This is a genomic window from Natrarchaeobius versutus (assembly GCF_041205745.1).
In the GTDB taxonomy this organism is placed as follows: Archaea; Halobacteriota; Halobacteria; order Halobacteriales; family Natrialbaceae; genus Natrarchaeobius; species Natrarchaeobius versutus.
On sequence record NZ_JBGFCC010000001.1, the window covers coordinates 696,986 to 715,979 of the forward strand.

General features: G+C 64.9%; 19 protein-coding genes. 10 read left to right on the forward strand and 9 right to left on the reverse strand.

Going from position 1 to position 18,994, the window contains the following annotated elements; genetic code table 11:
* Nucleotides 1-68: 68 nt before the first annotated feature.
* The 3 genes from rpl12p to AB7C87_RS03535 are packed head-to-tail and all read right to left on the reverse strand — an operon-like array spanning nucleotide 69 to nucleotide 2,109.
* Nucleotides 69-410, reverse strand: coding sequence for a 50S ribosomal protein P1 (gene rpl12p, locus AB7C87_RS03525; RefSeq protein WP_369728008.1), 342 nt, complete (start codon nucleotides 408-410; stop codon nucleotides 69-71).
* A gap of 18 nt (nucleotides 411-428) precedes the next feature.
* Nucleotides 429-1,478: a 50S ribosomal protein L10 gene (locus AB7C87_RS03530; protein ID WP_369728009.1), complete on the reverse strand. Its 1,050-nt coding sequence runs from the start codon at nucleotides 1,476-1,478 to the stop codon at nucleotides 429-431.
* Nucleotide 1,479: 1 nt separating this feature from the next.
* Complete coding sequence (locus AB7C87_RS03535; RefSeq protein ID WP_369728010.1) at nucleotides 1,480-2,109, reverse strand: 50S ribosomal protein L1; 630 nt, start codon at nucleotides 2,107-2,109, stop codon at nucleotides 1,480-1,482.
* Between the two features lie 227 nt (nucleotides 2,110-2,336).
* Here AB7C87_RS03535 and AB7C87_RS03540 point away from each other — a divergent pair, with 227 nt between their 5' ends.
* From AB7C87_RS03540 to AB7C87_RS03570, 7 genes are all read left to right on the forward strand, one after another.
* The gene (locus tag AB7C87_RS03540) at nucleotides 2,337-2,942 is read left to right on the forward strand and encodes a hypothetical protein (RefSeq protein ID WP_369728011.1); all 606 of its coding nucleotides are present in this window, start codon (nucleotides 2,337-2,339) and stop codon (nucleotides 2,940-2,942) included.
* A gap of 189 nt (nucleotides 2,943-3,131) precedes the next feature.
* Nucleotides 3,132-3,500 carry a DUF7475 family protein gene (locus AB7C87_RS03545; RefSeq protein ID WP_369728012.1) on the forward strand — a complete coding sequence of 123 codons (369 nt, stop codon included), beginning with the start codon at nucleotides 3,132-3,134 and terminating at the stop codon, nucleotides 3,498-3,500.
* Nucleotides 3,501-3,546: 46 nt separating this feature from the next.
* Nucleotides 3,547-4,257: a CDP-alcohol phosphatidyltransferase family protein gene (locus tag AB7C87_RS03550; RefSeq protein WP_369728013.1), complete on the forward strand. Its 711-nt coding sequence runs from the start codon at nucleotides 3,547-3,549 to the stop codon at nucleotides 4,255-4,257.
* Nucleotides 4,258-4,389: 132 nt separating this feature from the next.
* Nucleotides 4,390-5,427 (forward strand): zinc-binding dehydrogenase, encoded by a 1,038-nt coding sequence (locus AB7C87_RS03555; protein ID WP_369728014.1) that lies wholly within the window; start codon nucleotides 4,390-4,392, stop codon nucleotides 5,425-5,427.
* A gap of 85 nt (nucleotides 5,428-5,512) precedes the next feature.
* On the forward strand, nucleotides 5,513-5,890 hold the full coding sequence (locus AB7C87_RS03560; protein WP_369728015.1) for a 6-pyruvoyl trahydropterin synthase family protein: 378 nt from the start codon (nucleotides 5,513-5,515) through the stop codon (nucleotides 5,888-5,890).
* A 2-nt stretch (nucleotides 5,891-5,892) separates the two neighbouring features.
* Nucleotides 5,893-7,044: a glycosyltransferase family 4 protein gene (locus tag AB7C87_RS03565; RefSeq protein ID WP_369728016.1), complete on the forward strand. Its 1,152-nt coding sequence runs from the start codon at nucleotides 5,893-5,895 to the stop codon at nucleotides 7,042-7,044.
* Nucleotides 7,041-8,015: a methyltransferase domain-containing protein gene (locus tag AB7C87_RS03570; protein WP_369728017.1), complete on the forward strand. Its 975-nt coding sequence runs from the start codon at nucleotides 7,041-7,043 to the stop codon at nucleotides 8,013-8,015. Before AB7C87_RS03565 ends, AB7C87_RS03570 begins: the two co-directional genes overlap by 4 nt.
* 85 nt (nucleotides 8,016-8,100) lie before the next feature.
* On the opposite strand, the gene AB7C87_RS03575 is transcribed toward AB7C87_RS03570, so the two are convergent.
* The 3 genes from AB7C87_RS03575 to AB7C87_RS03585 all read right to left on the reverse strand — a co-directional run bounded on the left by AB7C87_RS03575 (nucleotide 8,101) and on the right by AB7C87_RS03585 (nucleotide 9,266).
* Nucleotides 8,101-8,574: a 50S ribosomal protein L11 gene (locus AB7C87_RS03575; protein WP_369728018.1), complete on the reverse strand. Its 474-nt coding sequence runs from the start codon at nucleotides 8,572-8,574 to the stop codon at nucleotides 8,101-8,103.
* Between the two features lie 114 nt (nucleotides 8,575-8,688).
* Nucleotides 8,689-8,991 carry a divalent-cation tolerance protein CutA gene (gene cutA / locus AB7C87_RS03580; RefSeq protein ID WP_369728019.1) on the reverse strand — a complete coding sequence of 101 codons (303 nt, stop codon included), beginning with the start codon at nucleotides 8,989-8,991 and terminating at the stop codon, nucleotides 8,689-8,691.
* 89 nt (nucleotides 8,992-9,080) lie between these two features.
* A complete protein-coding gene (locus tag AB7C87_RS03585) occupies nucleotides 9,081-9,266 on the reverse strand; it encodes an HEWD family protein (RefSeq protein WP_369728020.1) in 186 nt (61 codons plus the stop codon).
* A gap of 463 nt (nucleotides 9,267-9,729) precedes the next feature.
* Between AB7C87_RS03585 and AB7C87_RS03590 the strand changes: the two genes are divergently transcribed.
* The 3 genes from AB7C87_RS03590 to AB7C87_RS03600 all read left to right on the forward strand — a co-directional run bounded on the left by AB7C87_RS03590 (nucleotide 9,730) and on the right by AB7C87_RS03600 (nucleotide 15,674).
* Complete coding sequence (locus AB7C87_RS03590; protein ID WP_369728021.1) at nucleotides 9,730-12,312, forward strand: methyl-accepting chemotaxis protein; 2,583 nt, start codon at nucleotides 9,730-9,732, stop codon at nucleotides 12,310-12,312.
* 102 nt (nucleotides 12,313-12,414) lie between these two features.
* Nucleotides 12,415-15,255: a disk-shape morphogenesis protein volactin gene (locus AB7C87_RS03595; protein ID WP_369728022.1), complete on the forward strand. Its 2,841-nt coding sequence runs from the start codon at nucleotides 12,415-12,417 to the stop codon at nucleotides 15,253-15,255.
* Between the two features lie 236 nt (nucleotides 15,256-15,491).
* Nucleotides 15,492-15,674: a DUF7501 family protein gene (locus AB7C87_RS03600; protein ID WP_369728023.1), complete on the forward strand. Its 183-nt coding sequence runs from the start codon at nucleotides 15,492-15,494 to the stop codon at nucleotides 15,672-15,674.
* Nucleotides 15,675-15,756: 82 nt separating this feature from the next.
* Here AB7C87_RS03600 and AB7C87_RS03605 read toward each other — a convergent pair whose 3' ends face one another.
* The 3 genes from AB7C87_RS03605 to AB7C87_RS03615 form a co-directional block, all read right to left on the reverse strand.
* Nucleotides 15,757-16,380, reverse strand: coding sequence for a universal stress protein (locus AB7C87_RS03605; RefSeq protein ID WP_369728024.1), 624 nt, complete (start codon nucleotides 16,378-16,380; stop codon nucleotides 15,757-15,759).
* Nucleotides 16,381-16,541: 161 nt separating this feature from the next.
* Nucleotides 16,542-18,059, reverse strand: coding sequence for a phytoene desaturase family protein (locus AB7C87_RS03610; RefSeq protein ID WP_369728025.1), 1,518 nt, complete (start codon nucleotides 18,057-18,059; stop codon nucleotides 16,542-16,544).
* A gap of 154 nt (nucleotides 18,060-18,213) precedes the next feature.
* Nucleotides 18,214-18,975, reverse strand: a complete 762-nt coding sequence (locus AB7C87_RS03615; protein WP_369728026.1) for a helix-turn-helix transcriptional regulator — start codon at nucleotides 18,973-18,975, stop codon at nucleotides 18,214-18,216.
* Between the last annotated feature and the right edge of the window lie 19 nt (nucleotides 18,976-18,994).

The following is an 18,994-nucleotide window of genomic DNA, read 5'->3' on the forward strand; positions in this document are numbered from 1 at the left end:
GAAAGAAGTAGCTACTGACGAGGTAACTCGAAAGAAATCGGGATCGATCGAAATCGTCGCGTCGCGACTTATCCGAAGAGCTCGCCGAGGCCCTCGCCACCGGCGTCGTCGTCTTCGTCGTCTTCGTCGTCGTCCGTCGTATCAGGGACGTCGCTGGTCTCTTCGGCCTCGTCGTCACCCTCGTCGCCACCGGCTGCGGCGGCGCCACCTGCGGCGGCTCCGGCTGCTGGCACGGCGGCGGCCTCGGCGACCGCGTCGTCGATGTCGACGTCCTCGAGTGCGGCGACGAGCGCCTTCACGCGGGACTCCTCGACGTCGACGCCAGCGGCGTCGAGCACGTCGGTCAGGTTGTCTTCGTTGATCTCTGCGTCCGTCTCGTTCAGGATGAGTGCGGCGTAAACGTATTCCATTGTAATCTCCTCTGGTTGTTATCCGAACATCGCACCGAGTCCTTCCGCGCCGTCGCCGTCGTCTTCGTCGTCATCGTCGGCGTCGTCGGCGTCGGCGTCAGCCTCGGCATCTTCCTGGTCGTCTGCCGATTCGTCTTCGTCCTCGCCCTCGTCGGCCGCCGGCTCCGCGGCCGGCGCCTCGACACCTTGGAGTTCCTCCGGCAGGGCCTCCTCGTCGTCGATCTGGGCGGCCAGCGCACGCAGCTGTGCGTCGGCCTTGGAGACGAGGTCGGGCATGAGCGCTTCGTCCTCGATGGCGGCCTGCAGGCCGAGGCTCTTGGCCTCGCCCGTCGCCTTCGCGATGAGCGTCGGCGCCGTCGTCGCGGTCGGGAAGCTCGCGTTGACCGAGAGGTTCCGTGCGCGAGCGGCGGCCGTCTGCACGTCGCTCTGGTAGGCCTCGACGTCGATGTCTAAGTCCTCGGGATCGAACAGGACGCCGTCGGCGACGACGGCACGAAGGTCGAGACCGACTTCCTTCGGTTCGATACCGAGTTCGTTGAGGACGTTCGAGAGGTCAGCAGAGACTTCCTCGCCGGCCGCTAAGACCGTCGAGTCCTCCATGACCTGAATCGAACCGTCCTCGATGCGCGCGTTCGCGCCGATACCCTGTAGTTCGCCGACGAACGGCCCCGGATCGACGCCCGTGTCCCCTTCGGGGATCACGATGTCGTTCGGGGCGACCTCTCCCTCGTTGATCGGTGCCGGCGTCTTCGACGCCTCGAGCTCCTTGTAGAGGGTAAAGGGGTTGTCGTTCGTCGCGACCAGACCGACCTGTCCCTCGACGTGAGAGACGAGGTCGTCGAGCTCGGCGTCTTCCAGGGCATGGACCTGCAGCGTGTTCCGGCTGACGCGGACCACGGCGGTGCCGTGGAGACCGCGGCGCATATCCTGGAGCTGTTTGCTCGGAATGCCGGTGATACCGACGATACCGATGCTCTCGTACTCGTCGATGAGCGACTCGAGCTCGTCGACTTCCTCTTTTTTCCACTGCGGAAGGTTCTCGGTCTTGCGTTCGGCTTCTGCGCTCACGTTAGACCACCTCCACGGACGGCCCCATCGTCGTCTTCACGAAGACGCCATCGATGTTCTGGGGCCCCTTCTCGAGGTCGGCGTGCAGGCGCCGAAGGATGACGTCGATGTTGTCGGCGATCTCCTCTGCGTCCATATCCTCGGCGCCGACGAGCGTGTGGAACGTTCGTCGGTCGCCAGAACGGATCTGCACGGTATTTTTGAGCCGGTTGACGGTCTCGACGACGTCGTCGTCGGGTGCGAGCGGGTCCGGCATCTTCCCCCGGGGACCCAGGATGGTACCCAGGTGCCGGGCGATGTCTTGCATCATCGCCTCTTCGGCGATGAAGAAGTCCGTCTCGTCGGCCATATCCTTGGCTTCGTCGTCGTCAAGGTCGGCCACGTCGTCCACCGAGAGGACCTCGTCCGCGGCCTCCTCGGCGCGGACGGCGGTCTCTCCTTCGGCGATGACGACGATACGCGTCTCCTGTCCGGTTCCGGACGGGAGCACGATGGACTCGTCAACACGGTTCGACGGTTCGTTCAAGTCAAGGTCGCGCAAGTTGATCGCGAGGTCGACCGTCTCGGTAAAGTTCCGGTCCGGCGAATCCTCGAGTGCGCGAGCCACTGCGGTTTCGATATCCTCTGCCATCGTTCACCTCCGTAGTACGCAGGAGTGCTCCTACGGGTCAGTGAAACAGGCAACGCCTGTCTCCTTTGAGAGAAGTGGCATGCCGAACTTAAATCCGTCGAACTATCCGCCGCTCGTGGGGTTTCGACCACCCCCCTCGAGTTATTGCCGGCCCGTGCCAGCCGGAATTTTTCACTCGACGTTTCCGACCGAAAGTAATATCTTCGGTGACAGTGTATCGTTCGTGTATGTGGCCAACAGATTTATATCTTATCAGCGGAGTAACGGGTCTCGAGTCGACCGAGTACTTCGCCCACGGGTGGGTAATCGAGGTGTACCGGGTGCTCTTTCCTTACGAGCGTGTGGCCGTCCAGTTCGCCGCGATGGTCCTCGTCTCGATGGTGCTCCTTGGAATCCTGCAGGGGAGGGGATCCGATGCGATCGCAACGTCCCGGCGGAGCCCGATCATCTCGACGTGTATCGGACTGCCCTCGCTACTCGTCATCGCGGTGCTCGTCAGCGCGGGCTACTTCATCGTCGGCTCGAGTCTCGGGACGTTCTTCGGCGTCATCTTCGTCACCATCGGCGCCGCGGTCGTCCCGGCGTCGGCCGCGATCGGATTCGTCGCCGTCGGCCAGTCGATCGTCTCGCGACTCGGCCAGGACCGGCTCTGGCTCGGCGTCCTGGTTGGAAGTCTCGTCTTCGGCCTCACCGGCTTCTCGATTCCGGCGACGGTCGCCGTCGCCACGCTCGCCACGATGCTCGGGATGGGGACCATCGTTCGCATTCTGTTCGGCCCCGGCGGCGCGACCAACCCGGAGGAACGAACCGTCCCGCCCGCGAACAAGATCTGACGACACTCGTCCGATCTGCTGTAACGATCTCCGCATCGCCCGCTCCATCTTCCGATTGTGACGGAAACGACGTCCATCACCCCCTCGCGTTGACCCGTTGACCGGCCGTTCTCTCGTTCGTCGAACGCTTCTCTCTCACGCCGTGTCTCTTCCCCGAACGTGTTTCTCGATCGACGGTGACTCGCCCGTATGGCCCGCCTCGAGAACCGACTCGCGCTCGAGTCGCTATCTACGCTCCACTGGATCGCGATCGGTCTCGCGGTCCTCACCGCGGTCGTTCATCTCGTCCTCGGCCTCGAGTTCCTTCCACACTGGATGGGAGTGGCCTTTCTGCTCGCGACGGTCGGTTTCCTCCTCGGCATCGCGCTGGTGCTCGTCGACTACCGCCGCCGACTGGTGTACCTCCTCGGGATTCCTTTCACCGTCGGGCAGATCGTCCTCTGGTACGCCCTCAACCGTCCCGACGGTCTCGGCGCGATTCCCGCCGTCGAAGCCGTCGACAAACTCGCACAGCTCCTGTTGATCGTCGCCTTGATCGTCCTCTTTCGCCGTGAGTGACGGTTCGTTCGCCGGATTTCGGCCCGCCGCTCGGCGGCGTTGGGGGGTGGCGACCATTGGACTCTTGTGTGCCGTTTTTCTCACCACGGTCGCCCTCGAGCGCCTCTGGCCGGGGGGTCCGAGACTCGAGTTTCTCGTCTTCGTCGGGATCGCACTCGCACTCGAGTCGGCGCTCGTCCTGGTGACAGTCGACCGGGTCACGGGCTCCGGCGAAGCGACGTTTACACTCGCGACGGGGGTGACGCTCGCGCGCGCCGCCGCTGTCGCCGTTCTCGCCGGCTTCGTCGTCACACGCCCTCCATCCGGTCTCCTCGTCTGGGCCCCCGGCGCGCTGTTCGCGGTCGCGGCCGCCCTTGACGCTGTCGACGGCGCGATCGCTCGCTCGCGGGGGACAGAGACCGACCTTGGTGCCCGCCTCGACGTCGAAGTGGACGCGTTCGCCGTTCTCGTCGGCTCGATCGTCGCCGTCGGAAACGGCGCGGCCCCCGTCGCGTTCCTCGCCGTCGGCGCCGCGCGGTACCTCTTCGTCGGGACGCTCTGGTGGCGCCACCGTCGCGGCCGCGAGGTTCACGAACTGCCACAGAGTCGGGTTCGACGGCCGCTGGGTGCGCTCGCGATGCTCGCGATCTGGCTCGCGATCCTCCCGGTGGCGGACCACGGCGTCTCGAGACCGATCGCGACGATCGTCGCGATCCCGTTTCTCGCCAACTTCGCTCGAGACTGGCTCGTCGCCACCGGCCGCGGGCGAGTGACGTGAGGACCACCGACGCCGGTCACGCGTGGGTTCTCACGAACTGTCACACGAGCGAACGGTCAAGTGCTCCCTCGTCGACCGTTTCCACAGCGTGATCGATCATCCCCGTCGGCCCGTCTCGGCCCGTGATACTCGATGACGGACCGTGCGACAGTCGACGCCCGGACACTTTACTTCACGGCTCCCCACACCGTCGAGATTCGGTCGCGATCGGTTCCACAACCGGATTCCGGATCGGTCCGCGTCCGGACGCTCGTCTCGGCGATCAGCGCCGGCACCGAAGGGCTGATCTACCGGGGTGAAGCACCCTCGGCGCTCCCAGCCGACGAGGCGCTCGAGGCGCTCGACGGCGATCTCTCCTTTCCGCTGTCGTACGGCTACGCCGCGGTCGGCGAGGTCGTCGCGGTCGGCGAGAACGTCCCCGACCGCTGGCTCGGGCAACGCGTCTTCGCCTACAACCGACACGAGAGCACCTTCCTCGCCGACCCGGACGATCTGCTCGCCGTCCCGGAAGGTGTCCCCACGCGCGAGGCCGCCCTGTTCGCGAACCTCGAGACGGCCGTCACGCTCCTGCTCGACGGTGCGCCGTTGCTCGGCGAGCGCGTCGTCGTGATCGGCCAGGGCGTCGTCGGGCTGTTGACGACGGCGTTGCTCGCCGAAACGCCTCTCGAGACGCTCGTGACGGTCGAACCCTGCGAGAAGCGCCGACGTCTCTCCGAAGCGTTCGGCGCCGATCGGTCGATCGATCCGGACCGCGGAGGCGTTCGCGACCTGCTCGAGACGGTCCTCGGCGACGGCGCTCGCGCGGATCTGACGTACGAACTCTCGGGGAACCCGGACGCCTTCGAGGACGCGGTCGCGGCCACCGGGTTCGATGGCCGCGTGCTCGTCGGCTCCTGGTACGGGACCAAGCCGGTAACGGCCAACCTGGGCGGACGCTTTCACCGCGATCGGATCGAGGTCAGGAGTACGCAGGTGAGTACGATCGATCCGCGGCTCTCGGGGCGGTGGTCTCGTAAACGGCGTCATCGAACCACCTGGAACTGGCTTCGGCGGCTCGATCTCGAGTCGCTTTTCACTCACGACGTCCCGTTCGAAGACGCCAAAAAGGCGTACGAACTGCTCGAGGACCGTCCCGACGAGGCCATTCAAATGCTTTTGACCTACGACTGATCGCCTCGAGCGGATCACGATCGACGAGTCTCAGTGCGTGTGATCGGACCCAGTCGTTTAGCCGGCCCCTATCGTACCCGGTGACATGTACTCCGTCACCGTTTCGCGGACCCTCGTCGCCCAGCACTACCTGACGGTCCCAGACCCAGGTCCCGAAGGCGACGTTCACTCCCACCGATTCACCGTGACGGCGACCGTTCGTGGGCCCGAACTGGACGATCGCGGCTACCTCCTCGACATCGACGACGTCAGCGACGCGATGGACGCCGTCGCCGGGTTCTACGCCGATCGAACGCTCAACGACTGTCCCGAGTTCGAAGACGACAATCCGAGCGCCGAACGGTTCGCGCGACTGTTCGGCGACCGACTGCTCGAGCGCCTCGGGTGTTCCGGCGCGAGCGCGCTTCGGATCGAAGTCGCGGAGGACGACGTCGCCCGCGTGGCCCACGAGCGCTCGCTGTGACGATGCGGGTCGGACTCGTCGTCGACGACGACATCGCACGGACGTCCGGGGGCTACCGGTACGACCGGAAACTGGTATCGTTTCTCGAGCGACGAGGCGACGACGTCGACGTGATCTCGCTGTCCGAACACCCCGAACGTGTGGTTCGCGACCGCCTGAACCAGCCGTTCGACGTGCTCGTACAGGACGAACTCTGTTATCGGACCGTACTCGGGTACAATCCCACACTCGAGACACCGGATGCGATCGTCGCGCTCGTTCATCTCCTCGAATCGGCGGAGCCGACGGGGTGGACGCGACGGTCGACGGGCAGAGAGGCCAGCGACCCGGACCGAACCCGAGCGCTCGAGGCGCAGTACCTCTCGACGGTCGATGCGGCGGTCTGTACCAGCGAGTACACGCGCGACCGGACCGGGGATCTCGTCGCGCTTCCGACCCACGTCGCGCCGCCTGCCGGTCGCCGCGAGGGAGCCGCGCTCTCTCCCAACGCCGTCGAAGCCCGGGCGACCGCGTGCGCCGATCCGCTTTCCGTCACGTTCGTCGGAAACCTGGTCCCACGCAAGAACGTGACGTCGCTCGTCACCGCCCTCGAGCGCGCCGACCGGGACTGGACGCTGACGGTCGTCGGGAGCCACGACGCGGATCCGGCGTACGCACGAGCTGTCCGACAGCGGGCCGACGATCTCTCGGTCGACGACCGGATCGCGTTCGCGGGCGAGGTCGACGACCGAGCGCTATCGTCGATCCTCGAGCGATCCCACGTTCTCGCGGTCCCCTCGCACTACGAGGGGTTCGGGATGGCCTACCTCGAGGCGATGGAGTTCGGCGTCGTCCCGATCGCGAGCGCCGTCGGCGGTGCGGACGAGATCGTGACCGACGGCGTCGATGGCGTGCTGATCGATCCCGAAGAGACGGACCGTCTCGCCGCCGAAATCGATCGCCTCGCGGCCGACCGCGACCGACTGGCCAGACTCGCTCGCGGCGCCCTCGAGACGGCGGCCGACCACCCGACGTGGCCCGAAACGTTCACCGACCTCCGAGCGTTCCTGAAACGCCTCGAACCGGCGGCGTCCCGAAGCGGTCAGCCCGCCGACTCGAGTGGGTCCGAGTCGCGTGGTTGTGGGTCGGACGAGTCGCGGGGTGAAACCCCGTGAGTCCGTCCCTGCAGTCGTATCTCACGGCCAAGCGAACCGTCGACGATCGAGCATTGAACCGACGCGTTTTAGGGCGATGTTCCGACGAACTCGCGGGGATCGACGAGCCTGCTCGAGTCGTCGAGTTCGGGTTCGGCGTCGGAACGATGATCGAGCGCCTCGCCGAGTGGGGACGGCTCCCCGAGCGGACGAGCTACCGTGCGATCGACCGTGATCCGGAGAACGTCGCCGTTGCACGAGAGCGGATTCCCGATCGTCTCGAGGCGACGGACTACCGGATCGTGGATGAACCCGACACGGGCTGGGAAAATCCACGCGAGGGTGCGAGGGCGGACACGGCCGGAAGACGGGCGAGCGGTCGTTCCATCGATCTCACGCTCGAGGTGGCCGACGCGCTCTCGACGGAAGCGATCGCCGACCGCGACACCGCCTCGGAGGGGGATTCGCGTGCCGACGCCGTCATCGCCGCGGCGTTTCTCGATATCGTCGACCTCGAGCGGGCGCTCTCGACGATCGCGACGATCCTCGAGCCCGGCGGCCTCCTCTACGCACCGATTACGTTCGACGGAGCGACGGGGTTCGCGCCGCCCCATCCACTCGACGCTCGAATCGAACGACTCTACCACCGTCACATGGACGACATTCGCGACTCAGGCGGGAGCACGGCCGGCCGGAAACTCCTCTCGTCGCTTCCGGAAAACGGGTTCGAGACGCTCGCCGCAGGGGGGTCGGACTGGATCGTTCGGCCCCGGTCGGCCGACGAGGGACGGGAGTACCCCGCGGCCGAACGAACGTTTCTCGAGGCGATTCTCGAGACGATAGACGAGGCGCTCGTGGCCTATCCGGGCGACGTCCTCGATCCGGCCGACCGGCGGACGTGGGTCTCGACGCGACGACGTCAACTCGAGGAAAGCGAACTCTCGTTCGTCGGCCACCACGTCGACGTACTCGCCCGTCTCGAGAACGGTTGATCGACGCACTCACCCGTCTCGGGGATCGCTCGAGAGCGGTCGAAAACCCGACCGAATTCGGCCGGAGAGACCGTGAAAATCTCGCTTACGCGAGGGCGTCGTCGTACTCGCCGTCGTCGACTTTCTGCTTGAACTCGCGTGCGTCGACGCCTTCGATGGTGACGCCCATCGAGGCGCAGGTGCCGACGACTTCCTTCGCGGCGTTTTTCGTGTCGTAGGCGAGCAAGTCGGGGTGTTTCTGCTCGGCGATCGTTTTGACCTGATCGATCGAGAGGTCCGCGACGAAATCCTTCTGTGGTTCGCCGCTTCCGGTCTCGAATCCAGCTTCGTCCTTGACCAGCGCCGCCGTCGGCGGAACGCCGACGTCGATATCGAACGAGCCGTCCTCGTCGTACTCGACGGTTACCGGTACTTCGGTGCCGTCGAACGCCTCGGTCTGGTCGTTGATCTCCTGTACGACCGCCTGAACGTCGACGGGTGTCGGTCCGAGCTCGGGACCGAGCGGTGGGCCAGGGTTGGCCTGGCCACCCGGAACGAGCACTTCGATGGTTCCAGCCATACCCGTCACAACCCGTGCGCGAGTTTTAAGGGTTGCTTTTTCCTCGGCTCGAGGTCTGAGGTGGGCTATCGTACCACAGGTTCGCGATGGGAGTGTGCGTCTCGGTACGGTCGATCACTCGACGCTCTCGGCGCGCCACTCTGCGAAGGACTCGAGGGCGTGACTCTCGTCGAAGCGCTCGATACACGGGACCTCGTGGGGGTGTATCTCGAGGACGCGCTCTTCGAGGTCGACGTACGCGTCGTCGGTCGTCTTCGCCAGCAAAACGTGTTCCTCGTCGTGGTGGATCTCACCGTCCCATCGGTAGGTCGACGTCGTCGGCATCCGATTGACACAGGCCGCGAGTCGCTCGTCGACGAGCGTTTCGGCGATTCGATCGGCCGCGTCCGGCGGGGCCGTGATGTATACGGTCGTCATCGTCGGCTGGATGCTCCCGGCACAAAAAAAGATGCCCGTCGACAGCGTCGCGACTCGAGTCGAACCTGCCGACTCGAGACGCCGTGTCGCTACTGTTCGATGACGGGGTTGAACGTTCCGTTGATATCCCACTCGTGGAGACAGTGTGGGTTCCCGACTTGTTTTTCGCCATCCTCGCTGTCGATCTGCCAGGCGCCGAGTTCTTCGTCCCAGTACTCCATCCGCCCACATCGTTCACAGACGCGGGCAGTGGGAGTTCGTACCTGCGGACTCATTGCCGGTGATGAGAACTGCACTCATATAACAGTATCTTTGTCTCGCCGATTTCGACTCGAGGCCGCCATCGACGGCTGACGAGCCAGACGGGCTACTGTACCGATGTGCCGGCACAACCGCGGCCTAAAAACGGTTACACTGGAAGTGAGCCACAGCAGATCATACCAATTGAATGACTAGATCGAGTCACAGGCTCGGGAGACGATACCGCGACTAACTCGAATTCGAAACGTCATAGTACTCAGAACGATTATCCATTAAATGAGGTTTTCAACCCATCGCATACAGCCATAGTTAATCGATAATCGGATAAGAAACAAATATGTATAGATGGATTAGTAAGATTTATTGGCAGTTGCGAAGTGACGTAGGTAAACGTCACGTTCGTGTCCAGCGATCGGCCACAGCGTGTGGAAGGGTGACAGGGCAGGATGCAACACACAGCACACGGGTACAACGAAAATGAGCGATAACTCACAGACGACGGACGATTCGAATCAATCTGCGGGGACGTCGGGTGGCCGATCGGTCGGTTCACTCCTCGTGCCGGGAGTAATCAGACGACGACTCATCGCGAAGACACTGGTCGCTATCTTCGCGATTCTCCTGTTGACCGCCGCGATCAGTACGTTCTTTTATTTCGGAATCAGCGACGAACTCGACGGCCAGGTCGACAACCAAGTCGAACAGACGACGGAACTGCACACCAACGTGGTCGAACGGTGGATGAACGAGCGAGAGCACGAGCTCCAGGACATCGAACGATCCCAGGAGTTGAACAGCGAGGATCCGGATCGCGTCTCGAACTTCCTCACGGGAGAGGCGTACGGAAGTGGGTTCTCTGACGTCCACATGATCGACGAGGAGACGGGCGAGGTGATCGGGAGCTCCAGCGAGAGTGCGGTCGGCGAGAACATGTACGATCTGATCGACGAGGAGTTGGCCCAGCAACGAACGTTCGTGACACCGGAACGGTACACGAACGTCGACGACGAAGAGGTCATCGCGATGGGGCATCGACGGTCGCTGTTGACCGGCCACGTCGTCATCGGAGAGATTCCCGCCGAACACGCCGGTCCGGACCTCCCACAGGCGATCGAAGGCGCCGATACCGCGGTCGTCAACGAAGACGGAGGGGTCGTCATCGGCACCGACAGTGTCGATCCGTCGGTCGTCGACTCCGACGTCGAGGGGATCGGAAAGAGCGAGGACAGCCAGTCGATCTACACGTACTCGTCGGTCGACGGTGAGGACCTGTACGTCGTTACGACGACGCCACAGGAGACCGCGTTCGCGGTCAGAGACGAGGTCCAGCTGAGCTTCGTCGTAACCATCGTCCTGACAGGCCTCGTCTTCGTCGCCGTGGGACTCGTCGGCGGACGAAGCGTCTCGAAGGAACTGAACCAGTTGCGAGATCGCGCACAGACGATGGAAGAGGGCAACCTCTCGGTCGACCTCCAGACCGGCCGCGTCGACGAGATCGGATCGCTCTACCGAAGTTTCGATTCCATGCGTAATTCGCTACGTGACCAGATACACAACGCCCAAACCGCACGACAGGAAGCTGAAACGGAGCGTGAACGCGTCCAGCGGCTCAACGACCAACTCGAGGACGCCGCCCAGGAGTACTGTACGGTGATGGGCGCCGCCGCCGACGGCGACCTCGCCGTGCGTGCCGACGTCGATACCGACAACGAGGCGATGCAGACGGTCGGCGAGGACTTCAACGAGATGCTCGACGACATCGAGGCGACCATCGCCGACCTCCAGACGTTCGCGACCGAAGTCGCGATCGCCAGCGAGCAGGTGACCGCCTCGAGCGAGGAGGTTCGCTCCGCGAGCGAGCAGATCAGCGAGTCGGTCCAGGAGATCTCCACCGGCTCGGAGCGCCAGAACCGCTCGCTCCAGGAGGCGACCGGCGAGATGTCGAATCTCTCGACGACGACCGAGCAGATCGCCGCCTCGTCGAACGAGGTCGCCGACCTCGCCGCTCGAACCGCGAACACGGGCCAGGCCGGACACGAGGCCGCCCAGGACGCGATCGAGAGCATGACGGATACCGAAACCGAAGCGGAACGCGCCGTCGAAGAGATCCGCGCGCTCGAGGCAGAAGTGGGCCAGATCGACGAGTTGATCGAACGTATCCAGCAGATCGCCGAGCAGACGAATATGCTCGCGCTCAACGCCAACATCGAAGCCTCCCGCTCGGCGAGCGGTGACGACGGCGAAGGGTTCGGCGTCGTCGCACAGGAGATCAAGGAGCTCTCCGGTGATGCCAAGTCGGCCGCCGCAGAGATCGAAGCGCGTCTCGAGAGCATCCGAGAACAGACCGTTACCTCCGCCGAAGAAGTCGAGGAGACGAGCGAGCGACTCGAGTCCGCGAGCGACCAGGTCGAAGAGGCGGTCGACGCCTTAGAGGAGATCGCCGAGTACGCCGCCGAGACGAACACCGGCGTCCAGGAGATCTCTGCGGCGACCGAAGAGCAGGCCGCGACCACCCAGGAGGTCGTCGCAATCGTCGACGAAGCCGCGACGATCAGCGAGGAGACGACCGCCGAGGCCGAGAGCGTCGCCGCCGCCGCAGAAGAGCAGACGACGGCGATGACCGAGGTCTCCGGCTCCGCCTCCCAGCTCTCACAGCAGGCGACACAGCTTTCGGAAGCGCTGGATCACTTCGAAACCGACATCGGTGACGACACCGGCGGAATCGCGACGCTCGAGATCGACGAGGACGATCCGTCGGAGGGCGACGATGACGACGTGAGCGACGATGAGGCCGACACGAGTTCCGAACAGCCAGACGTCGACGCAAGCGAGCCGGATCAGTCCGTCGTCGAGGAGCCCCCGGTGGCGTCCCCCGACGACCCGACCGCCACGCCGGGCGCCGAAGATCGTCCTGGCGATAGTGAGCCCACCCTGTCCGAGGATGGATCGACCGAATCAGACGTGTCGGACGATGGGTCCGACGGATCCGCGCGAACGGACACCGACGACGCGGCGGACGTCTTCCAGTTCGAGGAGTCGGACTCGAGCGAAGACACCTAACCACGGGCGCAGAACACCCGTTTTCGGCCGCGGCGTGGATTAATTTTCACGACTGGTATTCGAGGGCAAAGAACCATTACGGTGGTCCGACTTACCGCCGACATGGAACTCGGTCTCGACATCGGGCGGGGAACAATTCGGGTCGCTGTCGGCGATTCCGACAGCGACGGTATCGAGTCGGTGAGACCGATCGTGTATCCGACCGACGCCGCGACGCTCGAGGAGGCGTCCGTCTCGCCGTCGGCGGTCCAAACCGTCGAGCGAGGCGAGACGACGTACGTCGTCAGCTCGGACGCTGAAGCCGTCGCACGAGCGGTCGACGACGAGGTGGTGTCGACGTTTTCGGAGGACGGCGAGGGGATCGGCGACCACCGAGACGACCTCCTCGAGGCACTCGTCCGCTCGGCCCTCGACGAGAAGTCGACCGAACACCTCTGTTACACCGTTCCCGGTCCGACTCGTGACGGCGGCCGGCCGCTCGAGACCTACCGGGACGTCGTCGAATCGGCGCTCCCGCCCGGCGACCTCGAGCCGACGCCGATCGACCGCGGGTTCGCGGTCGTCTACGATCAACTCGCGGCGGACAACTACACCGGCCTCGGCATCTACGTCGGACGGGAGGCGACGAGCGTGACGCTTTCGTACTACGGTGTGCCGACGATGTCCGTCTCGGTCGACTACGGTGCCGATAGCGTGATCGAAGAGGCGAGCGCGGAGACGGGGACGGACGAAGGCCGCGTCCGCGAGGTGCTCACGGCGTTCGTGCTCGACCCCGAAGAAGCGACCAGCGACGTCGAGAGCGCGATCGCCCGCGCGTACGACGAGCTAATCGGCGTGATGGCCGAGACGATCGCGGAGCGAGCCGACGAACGGGATCACCAGGGTGCGGTTTCGGTTCCCGTCGCGATCGCGGGCGAGGGCGCGGTCGAGGGGCTCGAGTACCTCGTCGGCGGCCGTTTCGACGCGGCCGCCCTCCCGGTGTCGGTCCGCGGCGTCCGACTCGCCGACGACCCGGCCGCAAGCGCCGCCAGGGGAGCGCTCTCGGCCGCTCGGGACGGCCTGCGTGGAGACGACGGAATCGTTCGAGCAGTCGGCGATACGAGCGGTGCCGGCGACGGTGGGTCGGGTGGAAACGATTCGACCTCGGCCGGAACGAAATCCGTGGCTTCGCTGGCCGACGATCCCGAGAGTGTGGAATCGCTCGCGTTCGACGAATTCTCGCTCGAGGACGAACCCGCCGATCGTTCGGAGGGCGCGATCGACGAACTGTTTTCGCGACTCGCAAACCGGGACGACGAGGTCGAGTCGGTTCGCGTCGACCTCGAGTCGACGGTCGAAACGCTCGCGGAACTCGAAGCGGAGAGCGCCTCGGCCGACGCGGTCGCCGATCTCAGAGATCGACTCGAGGTCGTCGACGACCGACTCTCGACGCTCGATCGGAGTCTCGAATCGGTGACCGTCGATCTCTCGACGGTCGAAGAACAAGCCACAGACGAACGGGCGTCGCTCTCGGACAGCATCTCGGAACTCGAGGACGACGTCTCGGCGGTCGCTGAGTCCACGGCGGTCGTTCGAGACGATCTCGACGCCCTCGAGGACGACTTCGAACGGGTCGAAACGAGAGGCGACGAAACTGCAGGGCGTCTCGAGGATCAGTCCGTCCGGATCGACGGCGTCTCCGGTCGCCTCGAGGAACTCACGGAGCAGGTCGCGGCGATCGAGTCGGCGCTTCGAGACGACCTCGAGTCGGTAACCGCTCGAGTCGCCGGGCTCGAGGACGACAGAGCGCGCGACGACGACCGACTCGAGGCGATCGAAGAGGACGTCACTGCCTGGGACGACCGACTCGAGGACGTCGACGCGGAGTTACGAACGGTCGACGACCGATTCGACGACGTCGATAACCGCCTGACGGACCACGGCGACCGGCTGGAGACCGACGGCGATCGACTGGACACCCACGACGACCGATTCGAAAATGTCCGTGCCGAACTCGAGTCCCACGGAGAGCGCTTCGAGGAACTCGACGAGGAGGTGACGGCCCACGACATCCGGTTCGGGACACTCGAGGATCGGGTGGGAGCCCACGACGACCGACTCGAGGCGATCGAGGAGGTAACCGACGATGACCGGGCGGGGAATGCGCTCGAGGACGGGCTCTCCGCGCTCGAGGAACGAACGACGGCCCTAAGCGACGGACTCGAGACGGCCGAGGAGGGTCTCGAAGCCGCCGACGAACGCCTGGCCGCGGTCGAATCGGAACTCGGGCGAATCGACGGTCACGACGAACGCCTGGACGCGGTCGAAACTGCCACAGACGACGCCGACAGTCGTCTCGACGAACTCGTAGACGAGATCGACGACAGTCGCGCCAACGCCGACCGTCTCGAACGGATCGAGGACCGTCTCGGAGATCGTGACGACCGTCTCGAGTGGATCGAATCCGACGTCGACGAACTGGGCGATTCGCTCGAGTCGGTACCCGAACGGTCGACCGTTGCGACGCTCGAGGAAGACGTTCGATCGCTCGTAGACGAAACAGGATCGCTTGAGACTCGCCTCTCTGCGGTCGACGACGACGTCTCGGCCGTCGAAACCCGACTAACCGATCTCGAGTCCAACGAGCGTTCCGAGGGGCGATCCAACGAGGACCTGACCGACGTTCGTGCGCAATTGGAGAGGACACAGTCGGAGCTCGAAGAAACACGGGCGGAACTCGAGGAGACACAGTCAGGACTCGAGATGATGTCGTCGGGATCCGAAGGAACGCGAGACGAGTCCGGTTCGACCGCGATCGGGACCCTCGCCGGAGGCGGTGGTGCTGGAATCGTCACGGGATTCGCGCTCGCTCTCGGGAGCGACCTGGCGGTCGGTCTGCTCGTCGTCCTCGTCGGAATCGCGTTGAGCGTAGCGGCTATCGCCGTCGACCGGTCGGTCCTGTAGTGCAACGACTGATACGGATTCCTGTCCCGGCGGTGAGTCGAACCGGATGAGACGAGTCTCGGTGGAGGAGTGCAAGTGAGTCCACCGTTACAACCGCGACCCGGGCGGCGGTTGCGCCAGAAATGACTTCTCGATCGACTCGACCGCGAACAATACATATGGTCATTAAACACATTCCATTAATTAGTCGCATTTGTCGAATAGGCTTATACGGGCGTTCGTGGTCGGGTTGAGATATGACAGCGACAACGACCATGGACTGGACGGATCCGGTAATCTGTCCGTTCTGCGGTGACGAACTTCCATCGCCAGGCGCAGGATTCGTCGATCACATCGACGAGAACGGAGACTGCGAGCGTGGCTTCGAACACTGGCGGGCGAATCTCGCCGGGGACCTCGCCGGCGAGTGGTCCGGCTGAATTCCACCGTTTCGTCCACCACCGGACGGTATCCGTCTACACCGGCCGCTCGAGGAGTGTGTGGATTATCACGTTCGTCGACTCAACCGCCGACGTCACCCTCGATGCGCGCGTCACCGGAGACGCCGTCGACGGTGACGCGGACGGGATCCGTCTCGGTCTCGAACGAGAAGAGCCAGGAGCCGCTGATACGATGCGGTCCGCCGTCGACGATCGATCGCTCGGGGTCGAGTGAGGCCTCGGTCAACGCCTCGCGAGCGAGTCGTTCGGCCGCTTCGGAATCGTCGATTCGAAGCTCGTCGGTCAGACGGACAGTCACGATCGGTACGTCGGCCATTCTGACGACCCGTTCCGTGACGCTCCCGACGAGAACTCGGTCGATCCCGGTCCGCCCCTGCGTCCCCATCACGACCATATCGACGTCGTGGTCGTCGACGTAGGCGAGTATCTCCTCGTGGGGAACGCCGTGTTCGACCGCTGTGACGACCTCGAGGCCCGCCTCGGCCGCCTCCGATTCGACGTGTTCGACGGCGCGATGAGCCGCGGGCGTCGCCTCCTCGCTCTCGAGCGTTCCGAGCGGTCCCTCGGGGACGACCGAGAGGGCGTGTACTCGAGCGTCGAAGCGCTCGGCGATCGTCAGTCCGTGTGTGATCGACCGGCGGGTGCCGTCGCTTCCGTCGGTCGGGACGAGGACGTCCTGATACATCGTCAGTTCGTAGGGGCGCGGTCTTCAATAGACTGGCGGCCTCGGCTGTCCGCCGAATGTTCGAGGTGTGAGATTGCGTGCGGTCGACGGCCGCCGTGTGCGTCGAGACGCCCGCGGCCTCGAATCCCTGCCCATGTCACCGAAGATGAACACTCTTCGACTTATGTGGAGTGAGATAGCAGTTGTCGGTCGAATTGTGCGTTCTCGAGGACGCACTCGGCGGCGATCTCGCTGCCTTTCACGCAGGCGACCGTCCCCAGCCCGGGCCAGGTGGTGTCGCCCGCGAGGTAGAAGCCGTCCACGCCGATATCCTGCGGGACGGCCCGCTGGTTCGCATTCGACAGCGTCTGTCGGTAGCCGCCGACGGCGCCTCGAGGTCGGTTGGTAAACCGCTCGTAGGTGATCGGCGTGCCGACTTCGTACACCGCGGGGTCGGTCGCGAGATCGGGGTAAACGGTTCGGGCTCGAGCGATCAGCCGGTCCCCAATCTCTTCCGTTCGACGCTCGTGGGCGTCGGCCTCGAGGTTCTGCCAGGGACCGACGTCGCAGTGTGTCGAGAGCATCACCGCTCGATACCCCGGCGGCGCGCTGACGTCGTCCGACGGCTCGGAGACCGAGACGAACATGTTGTTCCCGTCGCCGAGTGGCTCGTCGTACGACGCCAGGATCTGGTGGTGCGTGATCTCCCGGCCGTCGACTTCCTGCTCGGGGACACCGAGGAAGACGACGACCGCACCGCCTTCGTGGTCGCGAACCATCTCGAGGTACCCATCTAGCGCGTCGCCGACGACGGTCGGAGCGATCCGCTTCGTGAGTTGGATCGGGACTGCGCTTACCACCTGGTCGGTGCGGTAGCACTCGCTCTCCGTGCGAACCCGGAAGTTCCCGCTCGAGCCGGTGACGTCAGTCACCGTTCGGTCCGTTTCGAGGGCCCCGCCGAGATCCTCGTAGTGGTCGGCGAACGCGGTCCAGAACCCGTACATTCCACCGCGCGCTCGGCCGATCCCGGCCCGCCTGATGGTGATTCCCAGAACCGCGTTGAGAAGCGGCGCCTCCTCGAGACTCGAGTGGACGGTGTCCTCGACCAGCATCGCGATCGCCCGCCGAAGCGCCTCGTCGTCGTAGACGCCGTAAGATCTCATCGCGTCGGCCATCGACCACCGGAGGTAGCGGACGAGCGGGAGGCCGTCGACGCCGACCACCCTGGCGTTTCGAACGAGGTCGTCGACGCTCTGGATCGGCAACTTGACGTCGTCCCTGGTGATCTCCCAGAGCCTCTCGGCGAGTTCGTCCACGAAGTCGTAGAACGCACGGTGGCGCTCGGAGTCGCCGAGGACGTTCCGACGTTCCGCTCGCCACCTGTCCTGATCGTGATAGAGGGTCACCGTCCGGTCGGGAAGCCACACCTGATAGGCATCCTGGAGCGCGACTTCGGGGGGCTCGAATCCGATTGCCTCGAGCAACTGGCCGCCGACGCCGCCGGGTTCGAAGTCGACAAGCGTCGTCGCGCCGACGTCGAAGGCGAAGCCGTCGGTCCGGTAGTAGCCGGCACAGCCGCCGATCGCGTCGTGTTGTTCGAGGACGACGGTGGAGAGCCCGGCGGATTGCAATCGGGCCGCGGTACTCATTCCCGCGACGCCGCCGCCAACGACGGCGACGTCGAACCGGTCACCGGTCATGGCGGTCGGTCGGGGAGGGCGTCGATTCGTCAGCGGAGACCATACCGATTCGTGGGGGATAAGCACCTTAGTGACACTCCCTGTCCGATCGGCGGAAAACGGACACCCCTCGTCCGAACGAAACCCAGGGGCGATCCTCGTCGACGGCGGGCGATCAGTCGGCGACGACCGTCGCGTTCCGCCGGTATCGCCGGAACGTCTCCCGGCCCGCGTCTCGAGCGGTCTCGGCGCTGGTTTCGAACGTCGCCTGTAGGACGCCGTCCTCGTAGGCGCCGAAGACGGTTTGGGCGTCACACTCGAGGAGCCCGAACGGGACGTCCTCGTGGACGGTGAGGGTTACGTCCGTGAGTTTCGAGGCCAGTCGAACGCCGGTTCTGAGGCGCGTACAGAACTCGTCGTACGCGCGCTCGTCGACGACGGCCTCGACGGTCGCACCGGCACCGATTCGAGCGACGAGCGGGCGGACGTAAAGCGGCGAGGCGACGGGTGCGAGCACGCGCACCCTGTCCGAACCCGAGAGCGTCTCGATGATCCGAGACACCGGTGCGTGAGGGTGAGACTCCCGGCGGAGAGTCGTCGTTCCGTCGATGGATTCGAACGAGACGTCGACGGCGTCGGTCGGGAACGCGTCGAGAAAGGCCGCGAACTCGCGGTGGGCGTGGGCGCCGTCCAGAACCGCGAACAGTTCGTCGGCGAACAACTCGCCGTACGTCGTCGCTCGATACGTCCGGCCGTCGACCGCAACGAGGCCCTCCTCCTCGAGCGCCGTGAGCGTCCGGGAAACCGTCCGACGCGAGGCGTCGACGTGTTCGACCAGTTCGGCGGTTTCGGCGGGCCCTCGCTCGAGTAAGCACCGGAGGACGCGGGGGCGAACCGGCGACCGGGTGATCACCGAGAGCGTATCGAATCCGTTCATCGTCCGTTCTATCCGCCGT